Genomic DNA, 22,202 nt, shown 5'->3' with positions numbered 1-22,202 from the left:
ATGACTGGCCCCTCCCGCGCCCGGCTGCGCCCCCTGCGCTCCGCTGACGCCGCCGCCGTCCTCGCGGCCTTCCGCTCCGACCCCGTGGGCATGGCCCGGCAGGGGGAGGTGACGGCCGAGGAGTACGTCCGACAGCTCCTGGACGCGCCGACCGTGGACGCAGCCGCCGTCATGGACAGCGCCACGGACACCCTGGTGGGGCTGGTCACCGTGGCGCGGGACGAGACGAACCGCGCCGGCTGGTTCGCCTACTGGCTGCACGCGGACTGGCGCGGCGACGCGATCATGGCGTGCGCGGCCGCCACGGTGGCGGACGCCGAGCTCGCCGAGGGCGGCCTCGAGCGACTCGAGCTCGGGCACCGCGCGAACAACCCGGCCTCGGGGGCGGTGGCCCGCGCCGCCGGGTTCCGCCACGAGGGCACGCAGCGCGGCCACTTCCTGATCGACGGCCGGCGCCATGACGTCCACCTCTACGGCCGGCTCGTCTCGGACCCCTCCCCCGAGCTGCGGCCCCTGCCCTGGGCCGACGACGCCCGCCCCTGGCGCTGACGGGACGCGGCCCGCGAGGCAGAGGGACACGCGCGGCGTCCCATGACGACGACCCGGCGCAGACCCGCCCGCGGCCGGTTAGTCTGCTCCGATGACCTCCACCCCGCAGCGCCCCTTCCTCCTGGTCCAGACGCGCCCCGAGGTGGACGCCGCGCTGGCCGAGGCCGAGGCCGTGCAGCGCCTCGGGGGCTTCGCGGACGGACAGCTGACCGCGATGCAGCTGGGCCGCGATCTCGGCGCCGCACCCGACGCCCGCCCCGACTGGGGTGACCTCCTGGCCCGGCACGCCGGCGTCATCCTGCCCGGCAGCCCCTACACCACCTCCGACCCCGAGGACACGAAGTCAGCACTGCAGCGGCGCGTGGAGTCGGAGCTCGCCCGGATGCTCGAGGTGGTGCTCGCCGAGGACCGTCCGTTCTTGGGCTGCTGCTACGGCGTCGGCACGCTCGGGCGTCACGTGGGAGCGCTCGTGGACGGCACGTACGGCGAGTCCGCCGGGCCCGTCACGGTCACCCTCACGGACGAGGGCGCGGCAGACCCCCTCCTCGCGGGGATGCCGGCCGACTTCACCGCCTACGTGGGCCACAAGGAGGCCGTGACGCAGCTGCCGGAGGGCGCCGTCGTGCTGGCGTCCGGCGTCACGTGCCCGGTGCAGATGTTCCGCCTCGGCGAGCACCAGTACGCCACGCAGTTCCACCCCGAGCTCGACCAGGCCGGGCTCCTGGAGCGCCTGCGGATCTACGCGCACCACGGGTACTTCGCCCCCGAGGAGTCCGATGCCACGTTCGCGCGCATCGCCGCGACGACCGCGCCCGAGCCGCCGCGGATCCTGGAGAACTTCCGGCGCGCCTACGAGGGCTGACGGGCCCGACGTCGGGACGGCCGGGTCACACCCAGCCGCGACGGGCGGCCTGCACCCCGAGCTGGAAGCGCCCCTCGGCGCCCATGCGCCGTGCGAGCTCAGAGACGCGCCGCTGCACGGTGCGGCGGGAGACCTCGAGCGATCGGGCCATGCCCTCGTCCGTCATCCCGGTGCTGAGCATCGCGAGCAGGCGGCGGTCGTGGGGGTCGAGCGCGCCGTGGTCCCCCGAGGAGACCGGGAGGGCCAGCTCCCACTGCTGCTCGAACAGACGGACGAGGGCGTCCACGAGCAGGGCGCCGCGCACCACGAGACCCTCCCCGGAGCCGGGGCTGGGGCCGACGAGTCCCACGAGCGCGACGGCGTCGTCCGCGATCAGGAGCTTGAACGGCAGGTGCGGCATGACGCGCCCCGTCTCGCCCGGCGTGGACCCGATCAGCTCCCATCGCTCGGGCGGTTCGCCGCGGAGCGAGTCGCCCTCGTAGATCACGCGCCACTTCACGCCCCGCGCGGAGGAGCGGGACTGCGCGGACTCGGGCAGCGGGTCGGCGTGGAAGTAGGGCCCGCGGTCGAAGCCGCGCACGGTGTGCCGCGCCGTGCGCGCGATCCCGACGGCGGCCTCCACGATCTCCGCGGCCCCCACCACCACGTCCAGCGACTCGCGCCCCGCGCCGGCACGACGTCGGAACTCGGCGTGCAGGGACTCGGCCGCCTCGCGCAGGGCGTCGGCCCGGGCCTGCGCTCGGTTCGCCTCGGCCGTCAGCGGCCGGTGCGGCGACTGGACCGCAAGGGACCCGTCGTCGTGCCGCCGGACGAGCCCGAGCGCCTCCAGGTGCGCGAGCGCGGCGGCGTCCACGTCATCGGTCCGGGTCTCGGGCCGCGCGAGGAGCGCGCGGAAGGCGGCGAGCTCCTCGGGGTCGAGGGCGGGGGGAGCGGCGTGGCGCAAGGGCGTCATGGCACGTTGACGCTACCTCACAGGGGTGCGTGATGCACCTCACGGTGGTGGGATGGCGGGAACGTCGCCCAGGCGCCGTCCCGTCACTCACGGAGGATCCTCATGACCCACTCGCCCACTCGTCGCCACCGCGCCCTCGGGGTGACCTCGGCCCTCGCCCTGGTCCTCTCCGGCGCCGCCGCCGCCGGGGCCGCCCCCGAGCAGGGCTCGGCCGCCCCCGATCCCGACGCGGTCACCGCCGTCACCGGGGCCGCGGCGGACACGTCCCGCACCGCGCCCGCCCCCGAGACCTTCGAGGACGGCGCCTACGTCGTCGTCCTGGCGGAGGCCCCCGTGGCCTCCTACGACGGCGGCACCGAGGGGTACGCCCCCACCCGCCCCGGCAAGGGCAAGGGCCGGGACAACGGCTTCAACCCCAAGAGCGCGAACGCCCGGGCCTACGCCAAGCACCTGACGAAGAAGCAGGACACGGTCCTCGAGCGCACCGGCGCCGGCGCCCCGCACACCCGGTACACCACCGCCCTCAACGGATTCTCCGGCACGTTCACCGCGCAGGAGGCTGCGGCCCTCGCCGCCGACCCGGCCGTGCTCGCCGTCGTGCCGGACGAGATCCGCCAGATGGACACCGTCTCCTCCCCCGACTTCCTCGGCCTCACGGGCAAGAAGGGCGTGTGGGCGGGGCTCCTGGGCAAGAAGGGCGATCAGGCGCAGGCCGGCCGCGGCGTCGTCGTCGGCGTGATCGACAGCGGCATCCGCCCGGAGGCCGCCTCCTTCCAGGACCGCGGCCACCCCGCCGCCCCCGCGGACTGGGCCGGCGGCTGCGAGACCGGTGACGCGGAGGCGTTCCCCGCCGACTCGTGCAACGACAAGCTGATCGGCGCCAAGTACTTCGTGCAGGGCTTCGGCGCCGCCCGCCTGGCCGAGGTCGAGACCCTCTCCCCGCTGGACGCCGGCGGCCACGGCACCCACACCGCCTCCACGGCGGCCGGCAACAAGGACGTGACCGCCACGGTGGACGGCCTCGAGCGCGGCACCGTCTCCGGCATGGCCCCGGGCGCCCACGTGGCCGCCTACAAGGCCTGCTGGGAGGGCGTCACCGGCGGCGGCTGCGCCACCTCGGACACCGTGGCCGCGATCGACGCGGCCGTGGCCGACGGCGTGGACGTCGTGAACTTCTCGATCTCCGGCACGAGCACCAACGTCGTGGACCCGGTGGAGGTGGCCTTCATGAACGCCGCCACCGCCGGCGTGTTCGTCGCGGCCTCGTCCGGCAACTCCGGCCCCACGGTCTCGACGACGGCGCACCCCTCGCCGTGGATCACCACCGTGGCGGCCTCGAGCCACGCGGTCTACGAGCACACGCTCGTGACCGGCGACGGCCAGCGCTTCATCGGCTCCTCCGTCACCGCCCCGCTGCCCGCCTCCACTGCCCTGGTCTACGCCGGCGACATCGCCGCCGCGGGCGCGGACCCCGCGAAGGCCGCCCTGTGCCTGCCGGGCACCCTCGACTCCGCGAAGGCGGCCGGGAAGATCGTGGTCTGCGACCGCGGCGAGAACGCCCGCGCCCAGAAGTCCACCGTGGTCAAGGACGCCGGCGGCGTCGGCATGGTGCTCGTGAACGTCACCGACGCCGGCCTCAACGCCGACCTGCACGCGATCCCCTCCGTGCACCTGGACCACACGAACCGCGATGCCCTGCTGGCCTACGTGCGGGCCGGGAACGCCACCGGCCAGATCCTGGCCACGAACGAGGGCACCGCCACCCTGGTCCCCGAGGTCGCGGGCTTCTCCTCGCGCGGCCCGTCCCTGGCCGCCGAGTCGGACCTGCTGAAGCCGGACATCTCCGCCCCCGGCGTGGACGTGCTCGCCGCATACTCGCCGGAGGAGGCGGGCGAGGACTTCGCCTACGTCTCGGGCACCTCGATGTCCTCCCCGCACATCGCGGGCCTCGCCGCGCTCGTGAAGCAGGGACGCCCCGAGTTCAGCCCCATGGAGATCAAGTCCGCCATGATGACGACGGCGCGCGACCACGCGTCCGAGACGTCCCCGTTCGCGGGCGGCGCGGGCTTCGTGGACCCCACGACGATGATGGACCCGGGGCTCGTGTTCGACTCGGACCGAGAGGACTGGTTCGACTACCTCGCCGGCCAGGGCATCACGTTCGCGGCCACCGGCGAGCCGGTCTCCGAGAACCCGATCGACGCCTCGGACCTCAACGTCCCCTCGATCGCGATGGGCGAGCTCTACGGCTCGCAGACCGTGACTCGCACGCTCACCAACGTGGGTCGCTCCAACGGCGAGTGGACCGCGCACGTGGAGGGCCTCGAGGGCCTCGACGTCTCCGTCTCCCCACAGGTCATCAAGCCGCGCCGCGGGGCCGACGCGGACGTGGACATCTCCGTCACCGCCGCGGGCGCTCCCGCGGGCGAGTGGGCCACCGGCCACATCGTGTGGACCGGCCCGGCCGAGCAGCGGGTGCGGATCCCCGTGGTCGTGCGCCCCGGCGTCGCCGACGCCCCGGCCACCGTGACCGTGGAGCGGGACGCCGACTCGCTCGAGCTGCCGGTCGTCTCCGGCGTGGACGGGACCTTCACCACCCGCGTGAACGGGCTGACCCGCGGCGAGGAGCACACCGGCACCACGGTGCGCCGCCCGTTCTTCGACAAGGCCGACGCGGCCCTGACCGCTCACGACTTCGCGTACCCGCGCGGCTACCCCACCGTGCGGATCGAGGCCGAGACCGCCGCGCCCGACGTGGACCTGGACGTCTACGTGACGAGCTCGTGGTCCGGCTACCCCGTGGCCCGCTCCACGACGCGCGGCACCGGCACGGAGGTCTACCAGGGCCGGATCTACAGCTCGGCCCCCGAGCACCAGGTCCACGTGGTCGCGAAGCCGGGCGCGGACGGCCTGCCCTCCGACGCGCCGATCGACTACACGCTGCGGGTGTTCTTCCCGCAGGAGGGCGGCGGCGACAACGGCGTGCTGACCTTCGATCCGGCCTCCGCCGCGGTGAAGCCCGGAGAGACGCACGTCTTCCACGGCACCCTGGAGACCGACGGGGTCAGCCCCTACATGGGCACCGTGGACATCCTGCACGACGGCAGGGTGGTGGACACCACCACCGTGCGCGTGCAGTGATGCGCGGATGAGGCGGGCCCGCCGGCGAGAGCCGAGCGGGACCCCCGGAGACGAGGCGGCCCCCTGACGGGGGCCGCCTCTTCCGTGCCATCCCTTCCGTACCGTGGAGGCCATGACCGCGAACGACGTCCCCCCGTCCTCCCTGCCCTACGTCCCCGGCCCCGCCGTCCGCGCGGCGCTGACCCCCACGCAGGCCGTGGACGCCCTCGAGGCGGCGCTGCGCTCCGGCGTCGATCCGGAGCACGACGCCCCGCGCACCCGCCTGGACACCGCGCACGGCCAGCTGCTGCAGATGCCCTCGACGGCGGGCACGGACATCGGCACGAAGCTGCTGACCGTCTCCCCGGACAATCCCGCGCGGGACCGGCCGCTCATCCAGGGCGTCTACGTCCTCTTCGGCGGCGAGGAGCAGTCCCCGCGCGCGGTGATCGACGGGCTCGAGCTCACCAACCTGCGCACCGCGGCGGTCTCCGCGCTGGGTGTCCGGCTGATGGGGACGACGGCGCCGCGTCACCTCGCGGTGTTCGGCACCGGGGTGCAGGCGTGGGAGCACGCGGTGGCGTTCGCGGACGTGTTCACGCTGGAGCGGATCACGGTGGCCGGGCGGAACCGTCTCAAGGCCGAGGCCATGGCCGCACGGATCGAACGGGAGCTGGGCGTCGACGCGGACACCGGCGGCGCGGAGGCCGCCGCCGAGGGCGACGCGGTGGTGTGCGCCACGTCCGCGACCCGGCCCTTCTTCGACGGCGACCTCGTGCGGGACGACGCCGTCGTCGTCGCGATGGGCGCCCACACCCCGGACGCCCGAGAGCTGGACGACGTCCTCATGGGGCGCGGCTTCGTGGCCGTGGAGTCCCGGGACTCCGCCCTGCGGGAGGCCGGGGACGTGCTCCTGGCGATCGAGGCCGGCGCGCTGCGCGGGATCGAAGACGTGGCCACGCTCGCCGAGCTCGCGGCGGGGACGGCGCGTCGGCCGGCGGGCAGGCCCGGCGTGTTCGTGACCACGGGCATGCCGTGGCAGGACCTCGCGGTGGCCGTCGCCGTGGCCGAGCGCGCGGGGGCCTGAGCAGCCGCCCGCGCCGCACGCCGCCACTACGCTGAGACGCATGTCCGTCACCCCCGCACCTGCCTCCCGAGGGCGCCGCGCGCCGTCGTCGCCCGCCGCCGCGAGCGCCCCCGCCCATCCCACGCACTTCGGGTTCGAGGTGACCTCGCGCCTGGAGTCCGGGGGCGTCGACGGCGCCCCGCTGGGCCGCACCGGCGTGATCAGCACCCCGCACGGGCAGATCCAGACCCCGGCGTTCATCCCGGTGGCCACGCAGGCCACGGTCAAGGCCGTGCTGCCGGAGTCCATGAAGGAGCTCGGCGCGCAGGCCCTGCTGGCCAATGCCTACCACCTGTACCTCCAGCCCGGTGACGACCTCCTCGACGAGGCCGGCGGGCTGGGCGCGTTCATGAACTGGCCCGGCCCCACGTTCACGGACTCCGGCGGCTTCCAGGTGATGTCCTTGGGCTCCGGGTTCAAGAAGGTCATCGACATGAAGGGCCCGGACGCCCCGGCCGGCCAGGGCGCGGACGACGCCGTCGCCCCCGGCAAGGAGCGCCTGGCCAACGTGGACGACGACGGCGTGTGGTTCACGTCCCACCTCACCGGCGACAAGCACCGGTTCACGCCCGAGGTGTCACTGCAGATCCAGCACAACCTCGGGGCGGACATCATGTTCGCCTTCGACGAGTTGACCACCCTGCACAACTCCCGCGGTTACCAGGAGGAGGCCCTCGAGCGGACCCGCCGGTGGGCCCAGCGCTGCCTTGACGAGCACGCCCGCCTCACCGGGGTCCGTGCCGACCGGCCGTACCAGGCGCTGTTCGGCGTGATCCAGGGCGCGCAATACGAGGACCTGCGCCGCAAGGCCTGCCGGGACCTCTCCGCGATGCGCACGGAGTTCCCCGCGGCCGGGGAGCTGGACGCCGCGTCGAACGGCTTCGACGGCTACGGCGTGGGCGGGGCGCTCGAGAAGGAGAACCTCGGGACCATCGTCGGCTGGTGCGCGCAGGAGCTGCCCGAGGACAAGCCGCGACACCTGCTCGGGATCTCCGAGCCGGACGACCTCTTCACGGCCGTGGAGAACGGCGCGGACACGTTCGACTGCGTCTCCCCCACCCGCGTGGCCCGCACCGGCGCGTTCTACACGCGCGACGGCCGGTTCAACCTGCCGGGCGCGAAGTACAAGCGGGACTTCGGGCCGCTCGACGCCGAGTGCGACTGCTACGTGTGCGCGAACTACTCGCGGGCCTACATCCGCCACCTCATGAAGGCCAAGGAGATGGTGGCGCACACACTCGTCTCGATCCACAACGAGCGGTTCACGGTCTCCCTCGTGGACCGCATCCGCGCGGCCATGCAGGACGGGACGCTGCCCGATCTCAAGGCCGAGACCCTCGGCCGGTACTACGCCCCGAAGGGCTGAGGGGTGCCGGGTGCGCCGGCACGCTGCGACGGCGCGAGCCAGCACGCTGCGGCGGGCGCGAGCCAGCACGCTGCGGCGGGCGCGAGCCAGACGTTTCTGCTGTTCTGAGGGGGCTGTCACGACCGATTCGTCTGGCTCGGCGACGCTCGGACGCGTGGGAGACGTGAGCCAGACGATTCAGCGGCTCCTGCACAGAGCCGCCGACTCGGCTCGCCCTCCACGGCCCTCGCCGTCGCGGCGCCGGGTCCGCCCATGGAAAGAGAGGGTGGCGGCATGGTCGCCCCTCCTCCGCACGACGACGCCACCCTCAGCCCCGTCTTCCCGGTCGCCGCGGGGCTGCAGGCCGGTCTGACGGCCTCGCAGCTGCGCGGCCCCCGGTTCGACGCCCCGCACCACGGGCTGCGGCACACCGCCGGGGGTCAGCCCTTACTGGCCGACGTCGTCCGCGCCCTCCAGCGGACGAACCCCGGCACCGCGGCCACCCACGCCACCGCCGCTCGCCTCTGGGGGATGTGGCTGCCGCGGCAGTGGGAGCGCGGCCCCATCCATCTGGCGCGCACGCGGGCCGAGGGCGGGGCGCCGCGCCGCAGCGGCGTCGTCGGGCATGAGCTGCACCCGCAGGACCCCGTGCTGGTGCGCTCGGGGGTGTGGATCACGACGCCGGCCGCCACCTGGGCGGCGCTGGCGCAGCTGGGTCTGCCGTTGGACGACGTCGTCGCCGCCGGGGACAGCCTGCTGCAACGGGCCGACGGCCCGGCGGGCCGGCGTCGTCACGGCGAGCATCCACGGTGCACCGTGCGTGATCTGGAGGCGGAGGTGCTGCGGGTGCGCGGCAGGCGAGGGACGCGGACCCTGCGAGCGGCCCTGCCGCTGCTCAGGGACGGCGCGGATTCGAGGGCCGAGACGCTCCTGCGACTGGCGCTGACCGACGCGGGTGCGCCGGAGCCGGAGGTGAATCCGCTGCTGATGCTGAGCGACGGGTCCACCGTCCGGCCGGACCTGGTGTGGCGGGAGGCTCGCGTCTGCGTGCAGTACGAGGGCGATCATCACCGGACAGACCCGCAGCAGTGGCGCCGTGACATCGAGCGCGACCGCCGGATGCAGGCCGAGGGGTGGATCGTGCTGCGCGTGGCCGCCAGCGTCTTCACTCGGCGCGGCCTCGACGCCCTGCTGCGAGACCTCGCCGCCCACCTGCGGCTCCCTCTGCCTGCGTGAGCCAGAGGAATCGGCCGCCGAGCCAGACGAATCGGCGGCAGGGGGGCGTGCGTACCAGCAGAAATCTCTGGCTCACGCCGCCCCCCGCTCGCGTCATCTCACACGAACGCGCCGACCCCCGTGATCTCGCGGCCGATGATCAGCCCCTGCACGGTCTCGGTGCCCTCGTAGGTGTGGATCGCCTCGATGTCCGCGAAGTGGCGGGCCACCTCGTTCTGGATGAGGATGCCGTTGCCACCGAGCAGGTCGCGCGCGTTCGCGGCGATGGACCGCGCGGCGCGCGTCGCCGAGTACTTGGCCAGGGACGCCATCGGCCCGGTGAGCCGGCCCTCGTCTTCGAGCCGGGTCGCGCGCAGCACGAGCAGCTGCACCTGGGTGAGCTGGGAGAGCATGTCGGCCAGGCGGGTCTGCACGCTCTGGGCGGCCGCCAGCGGCCGGCCGAACTGGACGCGCTGCCCCGCGTAGTGCACCGCCGCCTCGTAGCAGCCCACGGCCTTCCCGAGGGCGGACCACGCGACGCCCACGCGCGTGGCGAAGAGGACGCGGGAGGTGTCCTTGAAGGAGCGGGCCTCGGGCAGGACGTCGGCGTCGGGCACGAACACGCCGTCGAGGGTGATGTGGGCCTGGTCGATGGCCCGCAGCGCGACCTTGCCCTTGATGACCTCGGCCGTGTAGCCCTCGGACTCCTGGCGCACGATGAACCCGCGGACCTTCTCGTCCTCGGCGCTGCGCGCCCACACGACGGTCACGCCGCCGGCGGCCCCGTTGCCGATCCACTTCTTGTGCCCGTGCAGCCGCCAGCCGCCGTCGACGCGCTCGGCGCGGGTCTCCAGCGAGACGGAGTCGGAGCCGTGGGTCGGCTCCGTGAGCGCGAAGGCGCCGTAGAGCTCGCCGCGCGCCATGGCCGGCAGGTGCTCGGCACGCTGCTCCTCGCTGCCGCACAGCTGGATCGAGCGCATGGCCAGACCGCCCTGCACGCCCGTCATCGTGGCGATCGAGCCGTCCAGCCGCGAGAGCTCCATCATGGCCAGGCCCGCGGCCACGCGGGACACGTCGGGCAGCCCGGCGACGGGCACGCCGTCGCGCAGCAGGTCGGCCTGCCCCAGGCGGGCCACGAGGTCCAGCGGGTACTCGTGGCGGTCCCATGCCTCCCGGATCCGGGGCAGCACGTCCGGCTCGAGCGCGAAGGCGCGGGCCCGACGCCACACGTCCTTCTCGGCGTCGGAGACGTCCGCGAGCGCCAGGTAGAAGTCGGTGTCCAGCGGCGTGGCGACGTCGTACTCGGGCTCGACGGTGGGCAGGGTCTCGGTCATGGTGGCCTCCCGGGCGGGGTCGGAGAGATGGGTGTGTCTGTCATCACCCTACACCGACTGACACGCCATCTCACAGAATCAGACGCAGTCTCACCCCCTCTCCGCGTCCGTGGCACCATGGCCCGCATGACGACGCCCGCCGAGGACACCCTCACCGCCCTGATCCACCTGCTGGACCGCGAGGGCTACGACGCCGTCACGGCCGACCAGCTCGCCCGCCAGGCCGGCATGAGCCGGGCCAGCTTCTTCCGCCACCTCGGCGGGAAGGAGGAGGTGGTCTTCGCCGACCACGCGGCGCTGCTCGCCCGCCTGGACGACTTCCTGCGCGGCACCTCCCTCGGCGTGCGGGAGGCCCTCGAGGAGGCGGTCCTCCAGGTCTTCCGGCACCACACCGCCGATCCGGACCGCGCCCGGGCGCGCTCTCGCCTGCTGCGCGGCTCCCAGGCGCTGCGCACGCGCGAGCTGCTCACCTCGCACCGCTACACGGAGCTGTTCTCCGGCTGGCTCGCCTCGGCCCTGCCGGACACGCCCGCGCGCGGCGGGGTCGCCGTCGGGCTGGCGGCGGCCGTGGTGGCCGTCCACAACCGCGCCCTGCGGGCGTGGCTCCACGCCCCGGCCGACGACGCCGAGTCCGGCCTGCGCACAGACCTCGCGGAGGTCATCGCGCGGCTCACGGCCGAGCCGGCCGAGGCCGAACGGACGCTCGCCGCCGTGCGTCGGCTCCTGGGCTGAGACCGGGCTCTCAGCGGCCGGCGACCTGCGCGTTCTCCGCCCCGAACGCGGGCGGGTAGCGGAACTCGCCGGCCGGCACCTCGGCCCCGTCCTGGAGCGTGAGGACCTGCAGCGCCTCGGGCTGCCGGGCGAAGGCCGCGCGCACGCCGTGCTCGGAGGCCCGGTGGAAGCCGAACTTCGCGTAGTACTCGGGCCAGCCGTAGACCACCACGACCTCCTCGCCGTCGGCCTGCGCCTTCTGCAGCAGGGCGTTGACGAGCGCGGTGCCGGCGCCCTCGCCCTGATGCTCGGGCAGGACGCCGTGCGGGGCGAGCGCGAGCACCTCGGCGTCGTCGATGTGGGCCCGGACCAGGGTGCCGTAGCCCATCGGGTCCGACTGCAGGTCCGTGCCGGGGATCGCGGCGGTCATGGCCACGAGGGAGTACTGGGGCAGCCAGCCCTCCGCGCCGCCGGCGAGCTCCTCGACGAGGTCGGCCTCGGCCGTGGACGCGAAGGCGAGCTCGGCGATCTGGCGGACGGCGCGGCGGTCCGCCGGATCGTCGTGATCGGCCTCACGGGTGGACCAGCGGTGGCCGAGATCCTGGCCGGCAGGGACGTGGGCGGCGCGGTGGCCGGGGGTCTGGGTGCTGTTCTGCTCGGCGCTCATGCGCTCACCGTAGCCAGGGTGTGACCCCGGATACAGAGACGGCGCCCTGCGTCACGCTCGTGACGCGGGCGCCATCGCCTCCTCCGGCCGGGGCGGGCTCAGTCGATCTGCAGCTCGCCCATCGGGCCGAAGCCCTCCGCACCGACCTGCTCGGAGATGATCTGGGGCGTGCTCGCCAGCAGCGGACGCATCGCGTCCAGGCCCTCCTGGAAGTGCGGGGACGCGACGTGGGCCTGCGCACCCTCGTCCGTGAACCCCTCGAGCAGGAAGTACTCGTTGGGGCCGCCCTCCACCGGGCGGTACCACTCGAAGAACAGGTTGCCGGGCTCGGAACGCACGTCCGCGGTGTACTTCGCGACGGCGTCCATCCACTCGTCGGCACGCTCGGGCTGGACGGTGAACTTCAGGTTGATGAGGATCATGCGGTCCATTCTGACCCGCCCGGGGCGGCAGCGGCACGGCCTCGCGTCCGCCGAGCGCGGAACCGCCGGGCCAGCAGCCACAGGCCCACGACGACGGCGACCACCAGCACGGCGACCAGCACCGGCAGGAACAGGGCCGTGAGGGTGAGGGCCGCCGCGGAGACGTCCTCCGCCGTCGAGAGGACGGGGGCCGCCGTGCCCACGGTGACCGTGTTGGCGCCCACGCGTGTGCCCGCCTTGGCCAGGTGCACCACGAGCGCGATGGCCGCGCCGATCGCGATCGGCACCCACGCACCGCCCGCGAACAGGGCGTCCGGGTCGCGCACGGTGGTGGTCTCCGTGCCGATGCCGGACGCGAAGGTGATGCCGCCGGCGGCGGGACGGACCACGGTCTGGACGGCGTCGTTCATGGCGTCCACGCCGGGGATCTTGTCCGCCACCACCTCCAGGACGAGCAGGACGCCCACGACCCAGAGGGAGACGTCGCTGGAGAACCACGCCCACGCCTCCGGCAGGTTCACCAGGTTCGTGAACCGGTCCAGGAGGCCGAGGGCGAACATGGGGATGAAGGCGTTCAGCCCGGCCGAGGTGGTCAGTCCGGCGCCGGTGAGGATCTCGAGCATGCGCACCCGCTTCCTTCCGTCGCGGCACCGGGGTCCCGGGAGCGGGACGCACGGACCGGGCGCCGTCCCTTCATTCAACACCGACGACGCCGGGGCCAGATCACCGCTGCGTGTCCGGACGGCGCCGCACGGCCGGGGCCCCCGGCCTCGTCCGCCCTACCATGGACGCATGCCCGCCACCGACGCCCCAGCCTCGTCCACCGCCCCCGCGCTCGCCCTGGCCATCGCCGGATCGGAGGCCACCGGCGGCGCCGGTGCGCAGGCCGACCTGAAGACGTTCCAGGAGCTCGGAGTCTTCGGCGTCGTCAGTCTGACGTGCATCGTCTCCTTCGACCCGCAGGACGAGTGGAGCCACCGCTTCTTCCCCGTGCCCACCGCGGTGCTCGCGGATCAGCTGGAGGCGGTGCAGGCGGACTACGCCGGCCGTCTGCGCACCGTGAAGCTCGGCATGATGGGCTCCCCGGAGACCGTCCGCACCACCGCCGAGGCGCTGAAGCGCCAGGAGTGGGACCACGTCCTGCTGGACCCGGTGCTGATCTGCAAGGGCCAGGAGCCGGGCCACGCGCTGGACACGGACCGGGCCCTGAGGGACGAGCTGCTCCCGCTGGCCACCTTCACCACCCCGAACCACTTCGAGACCGAGCAGCTCTCCGGCATGACCGTGCGCACCGTGGAGGACCTGACCGCCGCCGCCGAGCGAATCCACGAGATCTCCGGCGCGGCCGTGCTCGCCAAGGGCGGCATGCACATCGCGGGCCCGGACGCCGTGGACGTGTTCGTGGACGGGGACACCGTGGAGGTGCTCGTCCACCCGAAGATCGGGGAGGCCGGCGTCTCCGGCGCCGGCTGCTCGCTGGCCGCCGCCGTCACCGCCGAGCTCGCCAAGGGCGCCACCCCCCTCGAGGCCGCCCGTCGCGCGAAGGAGTTCGTGGCCGCGGGCATCGCCCAGGCCGTGGAGGGGGCCACCCCGTTCGCCGCGCTGTGGCAGGGCGGCCTGCGGAGGGCGCACGACCCCGTGCGCCCGACTGTGGCACCGGGCGGCGGGCGCGCGTGAGCGGGCGGTCGCACGCGTGAGCGTGGGCGCATCCCCCACCCCGCTCGCAGGTCTGGACCTGGCGGTCGCGACGGCCCTGCAGGTGGACCCCCGCGCCAGCTGGCGACGGATCGCCACGGTGCTCGGCGCCCCGGAGCGCACGGTGGCCCGCCACGGGGCGGCGCTGCTGGAGTCCGGAACGGTGCAGGTGGCCGGGATGCCGGCGCCGCCGCGCTGCTCGAGGACGGACTGTGGAACCGGGTGCCCCGCCCCGCCGCCGTGCTGGGCCAGCACGTCATGCCGGCGCGGGCGGGCACCGTCCACGACGTCACCGGCGACGCGATGTCCCTCGCCGACTCCTTCCGCGTGACCTTCCGCGGCCGGGGGGCGCACGGGTCCATGCCGGAGCGCTCGATCGACCCCATCCTCCTGGCCGCCCACGCGGTGACGCGGCTGCAGGGGGTCGTCTCCCGCGAGGTGGCCCCGTCCGATCGCGCGGTCGTCACGGTGGGGACCTTCCACGCCGGGCTCAAGGAGAACGTCATCCCGGACACCGCGGAGATCGCGCTGAACGTGCGCACGCCCACGCCCGAGGTCCGCGCGAAGGTCTCCGCGGCGATCCACCGGATCCTCACGGCCGAGGCGCTGGCCTCCGGCGCCCCCGAACCCGAGATCGTCCGGTACAACTCGTTCCCCCGCACCCACAACGACGTCGAGCTCACCCCGTCCGTGATGGACGCGCTGCGCGCGGAGCTGGGGGCCGAGGCCGTCACCGAGATGCCGCCGCTGATGGGCTCGGAGGACGTCGGGGCCCTCGCCGACGCGCTCGGCGTCCCGCTGGTCTACTGGTTCCTGGGCAGATTCGAGGGCGACGAGCTCGAGGACAACCCCGCCAACCACACCCCGCAGTTCGCCCCCGTGCTGGAGCCGACCCTGACCACGGGCGTCCACGCCGCCCTCGCCGGGATCCTGCACGTGCTCGGCCGCTGAGCCGGGCGGGCGGGACCGGTGCCGCCGCGGGCGGGACGAGGGAGCCGCCAACCCGGGACACCCCGCGGGGTCATGGCACAGACTGGGGTCATGGACACTCATCGCCCCGCCACGTCCGGCGCCCCCGTCCCCCCGGCCGACGACCTCGGCCTGACCGCCCCCGCCGACGTCATGGCCACCCGCACCACCCCGGCCCCGCCGGTCGTGGTGGAGACCCGCGTCCCCGCCCAGGAACGCGTCGAGCGCACCGTGGACGTGCGCACCACCACGCCCGAGCCCCCGGTCGTGCGCACCGTGGTGACCGGCACCGACGCCCCGACCCGCCGCGTGGAAGAGTCCTCGGAGTCCTCTCGCCTCCCCTGGCTGCTCGGCGGCGGCGCCCTCGCCACCGGCGCCCTCGCCACGGCGGTCGCCGCGGCCGTGCGTCACGCCCGCACCCCGGAGCCCACCCCCATGGAGCGCCTCCTGCGACCCGAGGCCTACGGCCCCGCCCTCGCGGCCCTCGCGGCCACGGTCGCCGCCGCCGTCGGGCTCACCCGCTCCGCGCGCTCCCGCCGCCGTGAGGACGTGGCCGAGGGCGTGTATTCCTACGCCCCCCTCGTGGCCACCGCGGAGACGGACCGCCGCCCCGCCGTGGAGGACGCCTACGTGCCCCTCGCCACGGACGTCACGGACGAGGCCGACGACGCGGTGGAGACCGCGCCCGTGCCGGTGGAGGCGCGCGTTTTGGTGGAGACGCTGCTGGACCCCACGCTCTTCGAGGGCCGTGATCTGCCCGGCGCGGCCGCCCTGCGCGCCCAGCTGCCGCACATGCGCACCGTCGCCGACGCTGTCCGCATCCCCGCCGACGGCGACGCCGAGGGCATCGACTGGCTCCCCCTCGTGGTGGAGGTGGAGGAGGACGTGGAGCGCGCCGTGCCCCACGACTTCACCTGGCCCGTGCGCGGCCACTTCACCCATGAGGGCCAGCCGTTCGAGCTCACCCTCCTGGTGATCGACGGTGAGCTGGGCGCCCTGACCGTCTCCCCCGATGAGGAGTCCGGCCGCCTCGTGTGGGACGAGATCCCCACGGTGCAGACCTGGCCGGGCGTGCACCAGCTGTCCTTCGAGGTGGACGGCGAGCGCCGCTGACACCCTGGACGACCGGCGTCGGGCGGCCCCCCCCCGGGGGGGGCCCCCCCCCCCCGACGTCGTCCAACCACGGAGTGCCCCATGACCACCCCCGCCCCGGTCAAGTCCACCGCTCGCGCCCGCCGCGCGGCCCAGCGCGCCGCCGCGGGCCCGCGTCCGCGCCTGCGGATGGGCCTCAACGGGTTCCTCGTGGCCTGGCTCGCGCCGAACCTGGTGATGGCGGCGATCGTGGCGGCGCTCTCCCTCATCCCGGGGCTCCAGGAGTTCGGCAGCCTCACGCCGCTGCTGAGCGTGGTCGGGATCGCGGGCCTCGTGGTGGGCCTGCCGCTGTGCCTGCTCGTCAACGTGGCCTTCCGCCACGTCACCAACCAGTGGGTCCACGTGCTGGCCTACGCCCTCGTGGGCATGCTCTACGGGCTCGTGGTGCTCACGCAGGGCGCCGGGGGCGTGCTGCCGATGCTCATCCCGGTGATCGGGTTCCCGGCCGGCGTGCTCATGGGCCTGGGCCGCATGGCCGCCCGGCCGCTCGTGGACGTCGTGACGCCGGGCGCCGAGGATCCCGCCGCGGCGTGATCAGCCCTGCGCGACGAGCTCGTTGCGCTTCGCGTTGAGGTCCCGCAGCACCTGCAGGCCCTCGGAGACGACGGCGTCCGCCTTCTTCTGGAGGTCCTCCTTGGCCGGGGCCCACGCGAGGTCCGTGAAGGTGCCACGCGAAGCGTCGAGCTCGGCGATGTCCTGGCGCACGAGCCGCACCTCGTCCAGCGTGTCGGCGTACTCCACGGAGCGCTGGTCGATCGCGTCCACGGTGGCCTCGGCGCTCGTCGGCGCGTGCTCGAGGGCGTAGGAGGACTCGTAGAGCTCGTGGTTGAGCGTGCAGTTCTCCTCGACGTCGTAGAGCCCCGACCCCCGGCCGTTCGCGCTCTTCCGCGCCGTCTCGTTGGCCTGGGCGATCTCCTCCCGGAGACCACGGCCCACGCCCTCGCCGGTGGGGGCCGCCATGCCCGCCTCCGCCATGTCCACGTTCACGGTGGAGCCGGCGAGCGTGAACACCGCCGACTCGGTGCCCTCGGGCGCCCCGTGACGGCTCGTCTTGACGGTGGCCACGGCGCCCTGCGGCAGGCGGTCGCGCAGCCACGCGTACGACTCCTCGCCCAGGCAGAACTCGGTGCCGACGCGCAGGCCGTCCGGATTGCGCGGGGCCGCGGTCACACCGGCCATGACCAGGGTCTTCTGCTCCCCGCCCGCGTTCACCACCACGGTGTTGCCGTCCACCACGGAGACGATGTCCACGCGGGAGCGCTCGTCCACGATGCCCTTGAGCACGGAGAGCACCCCGAGGAGCAGGAGCAGGCCCGCCACCCCGAGGAAGATGAGCAAGCCCTTCTTGGGCACCCGGGCTTGAGCGGCGACGTGAGTCATGCGGACTTCCTGCAGGTGGGCGATGGAGGGTGGGGGACGACGACCGCCCCGCGGGCGGGGCCGTCGGGCCCGGAGGCCGAGTCTAGCGAAGCGCCCCGGACCTGCCGTGCGGCGGGTCCGGGGCGCTGCGGCGCCGGGTGCGCGCGAGGGCGCCCCGCGGTCAGCGCTCGCGTCGGTAGAACGGCAGCGGCACCACGGTGAAGGGCTCGCCCTTGCCGCGCAGGTCCACCTGGAGGGAGGTGCCCTCGGCGGCGTGCTCGCGGGCCACGCGGGCCATCGCGATCGGGAAGCCGAGCGTGGGGCTCGGGGCGCCCGAGGTGACCTCGCCGACCCGGTTGCCCTCGGCGTCGAGGACGGGATAGCCGTGGCGGGCGGCCCGGCGGCCCTCGCCGCGCAGGCCCACGAGGACCTCCTGGACGTCGTCGGCGCCCACGAGGGCGGCCTTGCCCACGAAGTCCGCCTCCTTGACCGCCGGCACCGCGAAGCTCACACCGGAGGCGTGGGGCTGGTGCGCGGTGTCCAGCTCGTTGCCGTACAGCGGCATGCCGGCTTCGAGGCGCAGCGAGTCGCGGGAGGCGAGGCCGCACGGGGTGAGCTCGACGTCGGCGGCCTCGGCCGCCTGTAGCATCGCGTTCCACACGGCGGAGCCGCGGTCGCCCGCCTCCTGGCGGGAGTCCGCGGGCACGAACAGCTCGAAGCCGTCCTCGCCCGTGTACCCCGTGCGGGCCACGAGCACGGTGACCTCGCCGGCGTCGGTGGGGAGGCTCAGCGTGAGGTGGCCGTAGTACTTCAGGCCCGCCAGCTGCTCGGCCTGCGCGGGCATGGCGTGGGCCAGGATCGCCTCGGCGCGCGGGCCCTGCACCGCCACGAGGGCCGTGGAGGCGGACTCGTCCTCGACCGTCGCGTCCCACCCGGAGGCGCGCTGGTTCAGGGCCGTGTGCACCGCGGCGATGTTGCCGGCGTTGGGGACCACGAGGAAGTCGGGCTCGGAGCCCTCGGCGCCGTCGTCCCTGCGGTAGACGATCAGGTCGTCCAGGATCGTGCCGGCGTCCGTGAGGCAGAGCGCGTACTTGGCGCGGCCCGGCTTCAGCACGGAGAGCGTGCTGGAGAGGGCGTGGTCCAGCATGGCGCCGGCCTCGCGGCCGCTCACGCGGACCTCGCCCATGTGGGAGAGGTCGAACAGGCCCGCCGAGCCGCGGACGGCCTTGTGCTCGGCCAGCTCGGACCCGTACTTCAGGGGCATGTTCCAGCCGCCGAAGTCGGTGAAGGAGGCCCCGGCGGCCTCGTGGACCGGATGGAGCGGGGAGTTGCGCAGGGAGTCGGTCATGTCAGGTTCCTCTCTCAGTGGCCCAGGGACGCGGTGGCGGTGGAGACGGGGGCGTCCGGGGTGCCGGTCGCGGCGGCCGAGTCGGCGGCGGCCTCCTCGAAGGCCTCCGGCGGCGGGCACGAGCAGATCAGGTTGCGGTCGCCGTACGCGCCGTCGATGCGGCCCACCGGCGGGAAGTACTTGTCCATGCGCAGGCTCGGCACGGGGAACGCGGCCTTCTCCGGGGAGTAGGCGCGGTCCCACGACGAGGTGATGAGCGTGGTGGCCGTGTGCGGGGCCCGGCGCAGCACCGAGTCCTCGACCGTCTCCGGCGTCGTCTCGAGCATCTCGGCGTGGATGGCCGTCATGGCCTCGATGAAGCGCTCGATCTCGCCGAGGTCCTCCGACTCCGTGGGCTCCACCATCAGGGTGCCGGCCACCGGGAAGGCGAGGGTCGGCGCGTGGAAGCCGTAGTCGATGAGGCGCTTGCACACGTCCTCCGCGGTCACGCCGGTCTTGGCCGTGAGCTCGCGCAGGTCGAGGATGCACTCGTGCGCCACGAGCCCGTCGTTGCCCGTGTACAGCGTGGGGTAGAGGTCCGCCAGGCGGCGCGAGATGTAGTTCGCCCCCAGCAGCGCATGCTCGGTGGCGTCCTTCAGCCCCTCGGCCCCCATGAGGTGGATGTACGCCCAGGAGATGGGAAGCACGCCGGCGGAGCCGTGCGGCGCCGCCGTCATCAGCACGTCGCGGCTCGGGAGGTAGGGCTTGAGGTGCTCGCCCACCGCCACGGGCCCGACGCCGGGGCCGCCGCCGCCGTGCGGGATGCAGAAGGTCTTGTGCAGGTTCAGGTGGGAGACGTCGCCGCCGAACTCGCCCGGCTGGGCGAGGCCCACGAGCGCGTTGAGGTTGGCGCCGTCGATGTACACCTGGCCGCCGGCCGCGTGCACCGTCGCGCAGACGTCCTTCACGTCCGCGTCGTACACGCCGTGCGTGGAGGGGTAGGTGATCATGATGGCGGCGATCCGGCCCTCGTTCGCCGCGATCTTGGCGTCGAGGTCGGCGGCGTCGATCGTGCCGTCCTGCGCGGTGGCCACCACGACCACCTTCAGTCCGGCGAGCACCGCGGAGGCCGCGTTGGTGCCGTGCGCCGAGGCGGGGATGAGGCAGACGTCGCGCTCGCCCTCGCCGTTGGCCAGGTGGAACTGGCGGATGGCCCACAGGCCCGCGAACTCGCCCTGCGAGCCGGCGTTCGGCGACACCGAGACGCCCGCGTAGCCGGTGATCTCGGCGAGCTTGTCCTCGAGGTCCTCGATGAGGAAGCGCCAGCCCTCGGTCTGGTGGTCCGGGGCGTACGGGTGGATCGAGCAGAACTCGGGCCAGGAGATGGCCTCCATCTCCGCGGTGGCGTTGAGCTTCATCGTGCACGAGCCCAGCGGGATCATGGTGCGGTCCAGCGCCAGGTCGTAGCCGGAGAGGCGGCGCAGGTAGCGCAGCATCTGCGTCTCGGAGTGGTGGCTGTTGAACACCGGGTGCGTCAGGAACGCGGAGGTGCGGCGCAGCTCCCGCGGGATGGCCGGGGTGGCCACGGCGCCGTCGTGCGCGCCGGCGGGCAGCGTCCCCGCGTCGAGGCCGAAGGCGGTGAGCACGGCGGCCAGGTCCGCGTCCACGGTGGTCTCGTCCGCGGCGATGCGCAGGGTGTCCGCGTCCACGAGGCGCAGGTTCACGCCGTTCTCCTCGGCGGCGCGCAGGATCTCCTCGGCGCGGCCGGGCACGTGCACCGTGAGGGTGTCGAAGAAGGCCTCGTGGGCGACCTCGACGCCGCCGGAGCGCAGCGCCTCCGCGAGGCGCACGGCCTGGCGGTGGGCGTGGCGGGCGATCGCGGCGATGCCCTGGGGGCCGTGGTAGACGGCGTACATGGAGGCGACGATGGCCAGCAGCGCCTGCGCGGTGCAGATGTTGGAGGTGGCCTTCTCGCGGCGGATGTGCTGCTCGCGGGTCTGCAGGGCCAGGCGGTAGGCGGGCTTGCCGGCGTCGTCGTGCGAGACGCCCACGAGGCGGCCCGGCATGGAGCGCTGCAGGCCGTCCTTGACCGCCATGTAGGCGGCGTGGGGGCCGCCGAAGAACAGCGGGACGCCGAAGCGCTGCGTGGAGCCGACCGCGATGTCCGCGCCCTGCTCGCCGGGAGGCGTGATGAGGGCGAGGGAGAGGATGTCCGCGGCCACGGTGACGAGGGCGCCGGCCTCCTTGGCCTGCGCGATCACGGCGGCGTGGTCGTGGAGGCGGCCGGAGTCGCCGGGCTGCTGCAGCACGACGCCGCACAGGCCCTTCTCCTCGACCTCGGCGCGGACGTCCTCGGGGATGCCGGCGGAGAGGTCCGCGACGCGCACGTCGATGCCCACGGCCTCGGCGCGCATCCGGACGACGGAGAGCGTCTGCGGGAAGAGGTCCGCGTCGAGGAGGGTGACGCCGTCGCCCTTCTTGCGGTTGGCGCGGTGCATCAGCAGCACGGCCTCAGCGGCCGCGGAGGCCTCGTCCAGCAGGGACGCGTTGGCGATCGGCAGGGCGGTGAGGTCCTGCACCATCGTCTGGTAGTTCAGGAGCGACTCGAGGCGGCCCTGGGAGATCTCCGGCTGGTACGGCGTGTAGGCCGTGTACCAGGCCGGGTTCTCGAGGACCTTGCGCAGGATCACGCCCGGGGTCACGGTGTCCGAGAACCCCTGGCCGATCATCTGGGTCTTCATGACGTTGCGGCCGGCGATCTCGCGCAGGCGCTCCAGCACCGCCGCCTCGGTGAGGGGGGCGGGCAGGTCCAGCGGCCTGGGCTGGCGGATGCCGGCGGGCACGGCGGCGTCCACGAGGGCGTCCAGCGAGTCGTAGCCCAGCGTCTCGAGCATGTGGCGGACGTCCTCGTCACGGGCGCCGATGTGCCGGGCGACGAACGGGGCGGACGCGCCGTCGCGCGGCTCGAGGCCGTCCGTGGCGGGCGTGTCCGCCGTCGTCTGGGCTGCGGTCTGGGGGCTGGTCACGAGCTACCTCCGGGGGATCCTGCCGGTCACGGCGTGGTCTGCTCCTCCCCGCTCTGTCATGGACCTGAGAGTTTCCGCCGGCCTGAGGGGCCGGCTTGCACCGTCGGTGGCCCCTGCACGGCCGCGGGTGCGGGCGCGACAAGGACGCTTTCCAGAGCGCCTGACCCCTCGCGGTACGGGTGCCTGAGAGATTCCCGGGGAGGACTTGCTCCTTCGGCGGCCGACCGGCGCTCCGGGCCCGGCAGGGCACGGGGCGCGTCGACGCTCTCCCGCGGGGGGCATGCGACGTGGCTCGAGTATCCCACACGGTGTCGCGCGGGACACAGCGGCCGGGTGGACGGTCGCCCGGCCGGACGGGGGCAGGACGACGG

19 protein-coding genes and 1 riboswitch are annotated in these 22,202 nt (G+C 74.2%); of the genes, 11 read left to right on the top strand and 8 right to left on the bottom strand.

From position 1 onward, the window contains the following. Nucleotides 1–549, top strand: a complete 549-nt coding sequence (locus LG274_RS09905; RefSeq protein WP_404464244.1) for a GNAT family N-acetyltransferase — start codon at nucleotides 1–3, stop codon at nucleotides 547–549. A 91-nt stretch (nucleotides 550–640) separates the two neighbouring features. After that, nucleotides 641–1,411 carry a glutamine amidotransferase gene (locus LG274_RS09900; protein WP_298713606.1) on the top strand — a complete coding sequence of 257 codons (771 nt, stop codon included), beginning with the start codon at nucleotides 641–643 and terminating at the stop codon, nucleotides 1,409–1,411. Between the two features lie 25 nt (nucleotides 1,412–1,436). Here the strand turns inward: LG274_RS09900 and LG274_RS09895 are convergent, their stop codons facing one another. After that, nucleotides 1,437–2,363, bottom strand: a complete 927-nt coding sequence (locus tag LG274_RS09895; RefSeq protein ID WP_248118045.1) for a LuxR C-terminal-related transcriptional regulator — start codon at nucleotides 2,361–2,363, stop codon at nucleotides 1,437–1,439. Between the two features lie 102 nt (nucleotides 2,364–2,465). Between LG274_RS09895 and LG274_RS09890 the strand changes: the two genes are divergently transcribed. The 4 genes from LG274_RS09890 (at nucleotide 2,466) to LG274_RS09875 (ending at nucleotide 9,190) form a co-directional block, all read left to right on the top strand. Continuing rightward, on the top strand, nucleotides 2,466–5,504 hold the full coding sequence (locus tag LG274_RS09890) for a S8 family serine peptidase (RefSeq protein WP_404464241.1): 3,039 nt from the start codon (nucleotides 2,466–2,468) through the stop codon (nucleotides 5,502–5,504). A 112-nt stretch (nucleotides 5,505–5,616) separates the two neighbouring features. After that, on the top strand, nucleotides 5,617–6,570 hold the full coding sequence (locus tag LG274_RS09885) for an ornithine cyclodeaminase family protein (RefSeq protein WP_404464239.1): 954 nt from the start codon (nucleotides 5,617–5,619) through the stop codon (nucleotides 6,568–6,570). A 40-nt stretch (nucleotides 6,571–6,610) separates the two neighbouring features. Then, nucleotides 6,611–7,975, top strand: a complete 1,365-nt coding sequence (gene tgt / locus LG274_RS09880; protein WP_248118041.1) for a tRNA guanosine(34) transglycosylase Tgt — start codon at nucleotides 6,611–6,613, stop codon at nucleotides 7,973–7,975. A gap of 273 nt (nucleotides 7,976–8,248) precedes the next feature. Continuing rightward, nucleotides 8,249–9,190 (top strand): endonuclease domain-containing protein, encoded by a 942-nt coding sequence (locus LG274_RS09875; RefSeq protein WP_404464236.1) that lies wholly within the window; start codon nucleotides 8,249–8,251, stop codon nucleotides 9,188–9,190. A 98-nt stretch (nucleotides 9,191–9,288) separates the two neighbouring features. On the opposite strand, the gene LG274_RS09870 is transcribed toward LG274_RS09875, so the two are convergent. After that, complete coding sequence (locus LG274_RS09870; RefSeq protein WP_404464234.1) at nucleotides 9,289–10,503, bottom strand: acyl-CoA dehydrogenase family protein; 1,215 nt, start codon at nucleotides 10,501–10,503, stop codon at nucleotides 9,289–9,291. Nucleotides 10,504–10,629: 126 nt separating this feature from the next. Between LG274_RS09870 and LG274_RS09865 the strand changes: the two genes are divergently transcribed. After that, a complete protein-coding gene (locus tag LG274_RS09865; RefSeq protein WP_404464232.1) occupies nucleotides 10,630–11,235 on the top strand; it encodes a TetR/AcrR family transcriptional regulator in 606 nt (201 codons plus the stop codon). Nucleotides 11,236–11,245: 10 nt separating this feature from the next. Here LG274_RS09865 and LG274_RS09860 read toward each other — a convergent pair whose 3' ends face one another. The 3 genes from LG274_RS09860 to LG274_RS09850 form a co-directional block, all read right to left on the bottom strand. After that, on the bottom strand, nucleotides 11,246–11,881 hold the full coding sequence (locus LG274_RS09860) for a GNAT family N-acetyltransferase (RefSeq protein ID WP_404464230.1): 636 nt from the start codon (nucleotides 11,879–11,881) through the stop codon (nucleotides 11,246–11,248). Nucleotides 11,882–11,979: 98 nt separating this feature from the next. Then, complete coding sequence (locus LG274_RS09855) at nucleotides 11,980–12,303, bottom strand: putative quinol monooxygenase (protein ID WP_010079505.1); 324 nt, start codon at nucleotides 12,301–12,303, stop codon at nucleotides 11,980–11,982. Further along, nucleotides 12,300–12,926 carry a DUF4126 domain-containing protein gene (locus LG274_RS09850; RefSeq protein WP_404464228.1) on the bottom strand — a complete coding sequence of 209 codons (627 nt, stop codon included), beginning with the start codon at nucleotides 12,924–12,926 and terminating at the stop codon, nucleotides 12,300–12,302. The genes LG274_RS09855 and LG274_RS09850 overlap by 4 nt, the downstream gene beginning before the upstream one ends. A gap of 169 nt (nucleotides 12,927–13,095) precedes the next feature. Between LG274_RS09850 and LG274_RS09845 the strand changes: the two genes are divergently transcribed. The 4 genes from LG274_RS09845 to LG274_RS09830 all read left to right on the top strand — a co-directional run bounded on the left by LG274_RS09845 (nucleotide 13,096) and on the right by LG274_RS09830 (nucleotide 16,653). Continuing rightward, entirely contained in the window at nucleotides 13,096–13,980 is an 885-nt protein-coding gene (locus tag LG274_RS09845; protein ID WP_404464226.1) for a hydroxymethylpyrimidine/phosphomethylpyrimidine kinase, read from the top strand. 240 nt (nucleotides 13,981–14,220) lie between these two features. Continuing rightward, nucleotides 14,221–14,949: a peptidase dimerization domain-containing protein gene (locus tag LG274_RS09840; protein WP_404464224.1), complete on the top strand. Its 729-nt coding sequence runs from the start codon at nucleotides 14,221–14,223 to the stop codon at nucleotides 14,947–14,949. Nucleotides 14,950–15,039: 90 nt separating this feature from the next. Then, on the top strand, nucleotides 15,040–16,080 hold the full coding sequence (locus LG274_RS09835) for a hypothetical protein (protein ID WP_248116599.1): 1,041 nt from the start codon (nucleotides 15,040–15,042) through the stop codon (nucleotides 16,078–16,080). Nucleotides 16,081–16,161: 81 nt separating this feature from the next. Next, entirely contained in the window at nucleotides 16,162–16,653 is a 492-nt protein-coding gene (locus LG274_RS09830) for a hypothetical protein (RefSeq protein ID WP_248116598.1), read from the top strand. On the opposite strand, the gene LG274_RS09825 is transcribed toward LG274_RS09830, so the two are convergent. The 3 genes from LG274_RS09825 to gcvP all read right to left on the bottom strand — a co-directional run bounded on the left by LG274_RS09825 (nucleotide 16,654) and on the right by gcvP (nucleotide 21,831). Then, entirely contained in the window at nucleotides 16,654–17,499 is an 846-nt protein-coding gene (locus tag LG274_RS09825; RefSeq protein WP_248116596.1) for a thermonuclease family protein, read from the bottom strand. 160 nt (nucleotides 17,500–17,659) lie between these two features. Next, nucleotides 17,660–18,826 (bottom strand): glycine cleavage system aminomethyltransferase GcvT, encoded by a 1,167-nt coding sequence (gene gcvT / locus LG274_RS09820; RefSeq protein WP_404464221.1) that lies wholly within the window; start codon nucleotides 18,824–18,826, stop codon nucleotides 17,660–17,662. A 14-nt stretch (nucleotides 18,827–18,840) separates the two neighbouring features. Next, complete coding sequence (gene gcvP / locus LG274_RS09815) at nucleotides 18,841–21,831, bottom strand: aminomethyl-transferring glycine dehydrogenase (RefSeq protein WP_298713640.1); 2,991 nt, start codon at nucleotides 21,829–21,831, stop codon at nucleotides 18,841–18,843. Nucleotides 21,832–21,992: 161 nt separating this feature from the next. Further along, nucleotides 21,993–22,113: riboswitch (glycine riboswitch) on the bottom strand. Nucleotides 22,114–22,202 lie beyond the last annotated feature (89 nt).

Origin of the sequence: Micrococcus antarcticus, assembly GCF_044872765.1 — a bacterium.
Taxonomy (GTDB): Bacteria; Actinomycetota; Actinomycetes; order Actinomycetales; family Micrococcaceae; genus Micrococcus.
This window is presented reverse-complemented; position numbering and strand designations above follow the sequence as displayed.

Coding starts and splice junctions, on each gene's coding strand:
- LG274_RS09905 (WP_404464244.1), top strand. CDS start 1: ATGACTGGCCCCTCCCGCGCCCGGCTGCGCCCCCTGCGCTCCGCTGAC.
- LG274_RS09900 (WP_298713606.1), top strand. CDS start 641: ATGACCTCCACCCCGCAGCGCCCCTTCCTCCTGGTCCAGACGCGCCCC.
- LG274_RS09895 (WP_248118045.1), bottom strand. CDS start 2,363: ATGACGCCCTTGCGCCACGCCGCTCCCCCCGCCCTCGACCCCGAGGAG.
- LG274_RS09890 (WP_404464241.1), top strand. CDS start 2,466: ATGACCCACTCGCCCACTCGTCGCCACCGCGCCCTCGGGGTGACCTCG.
- LG274_RS09885 (WP_404464239.1), top strand. CDS start 5,617: ATGACCGCGAACGACGTCCCCCCGTCCTCCCTGCCCTACGTCCCCGGC.
- tgt (WP_248118041.1), top strand. CDS start 6,611: ATGTCCGTCACCCCCGCACCTGCCTCCCGAGGGCGCCGCGCGCCGTCG.
- LG274_RS09875 (WP_404464236.1), top strand. CDS start 8,249: ATGGTCGCCCCTCCTCCGCACGACGACGCCACCCTCAGCCCCGTCTTC.
- LG274_RS09870 (WP_404464234.1), bottom strand. CDS start 10,503: ATGACCGAGACCCTGCCCACCGTCGAGCCCGAGTACGACGTCGCCACG.
- LG274_RS09865 (WP_404464232.1), top strand. CDS start 10,630: ATGACGACGCCCGCCGAGGACACCCTCACCGCCCTGATCCACCTGCTG.
- LG274_RS09860 (WP_404464230.1), bottom strand. CDS start 11,881: ATGAGCGCCGAGCAGAACAGCACCCAGACCCCCGGCCACCGCGCCGCC.
- LG274_RS09855 (WP_010079505.1), bottom strand. CDS start 12,303: ATGATCCTCATCAACCTGAAGTTCACCGTCCAGCCCGAGCGTGCCGAC.
- LG274_RS09850 (WP_404464228.1), bottom strand. CDS start 12,926: ATGCTCGAGATCCTCACCGGCGCCGGACTGACCACCTCGGCCGGGCTG.
- LG274_RS09845 (WP_404464226.1), top strand. CDS start 13,096: ATGCCCGCCACCGACGCCCCAGCCTCGTCCACCGCCCCCGCGCTCGCC.
- LG274_RS09835 (WP_248116599.1), top strand. CDS start 15,040: ATGGACACTCATCGCCCCGCCACGTCCGGCGCCCCCGTCCCCCCGGCC.
- LG274_RS09830 (WP_248116598.1), top strand. CDS start 16,162: ATGACCACCCCCGCCCCGGTCAAGTCCACCGCTCGCGCCCGCCGCGCG.
- LG274_RS09825 (WP_248116596.1), bottom strand. CDS start 17,499: ATGACTCACGTCGCCGCTCAAGCCCGGGTGCCCAAGAAGGGCTTGCTC.
- gcvT (WP_404464221.1), bottom strand. CDS start 18,826: ATGACCGACTCCCTGCGCAACTCCCCGCTCCATCCGGTCCACGAGGCC.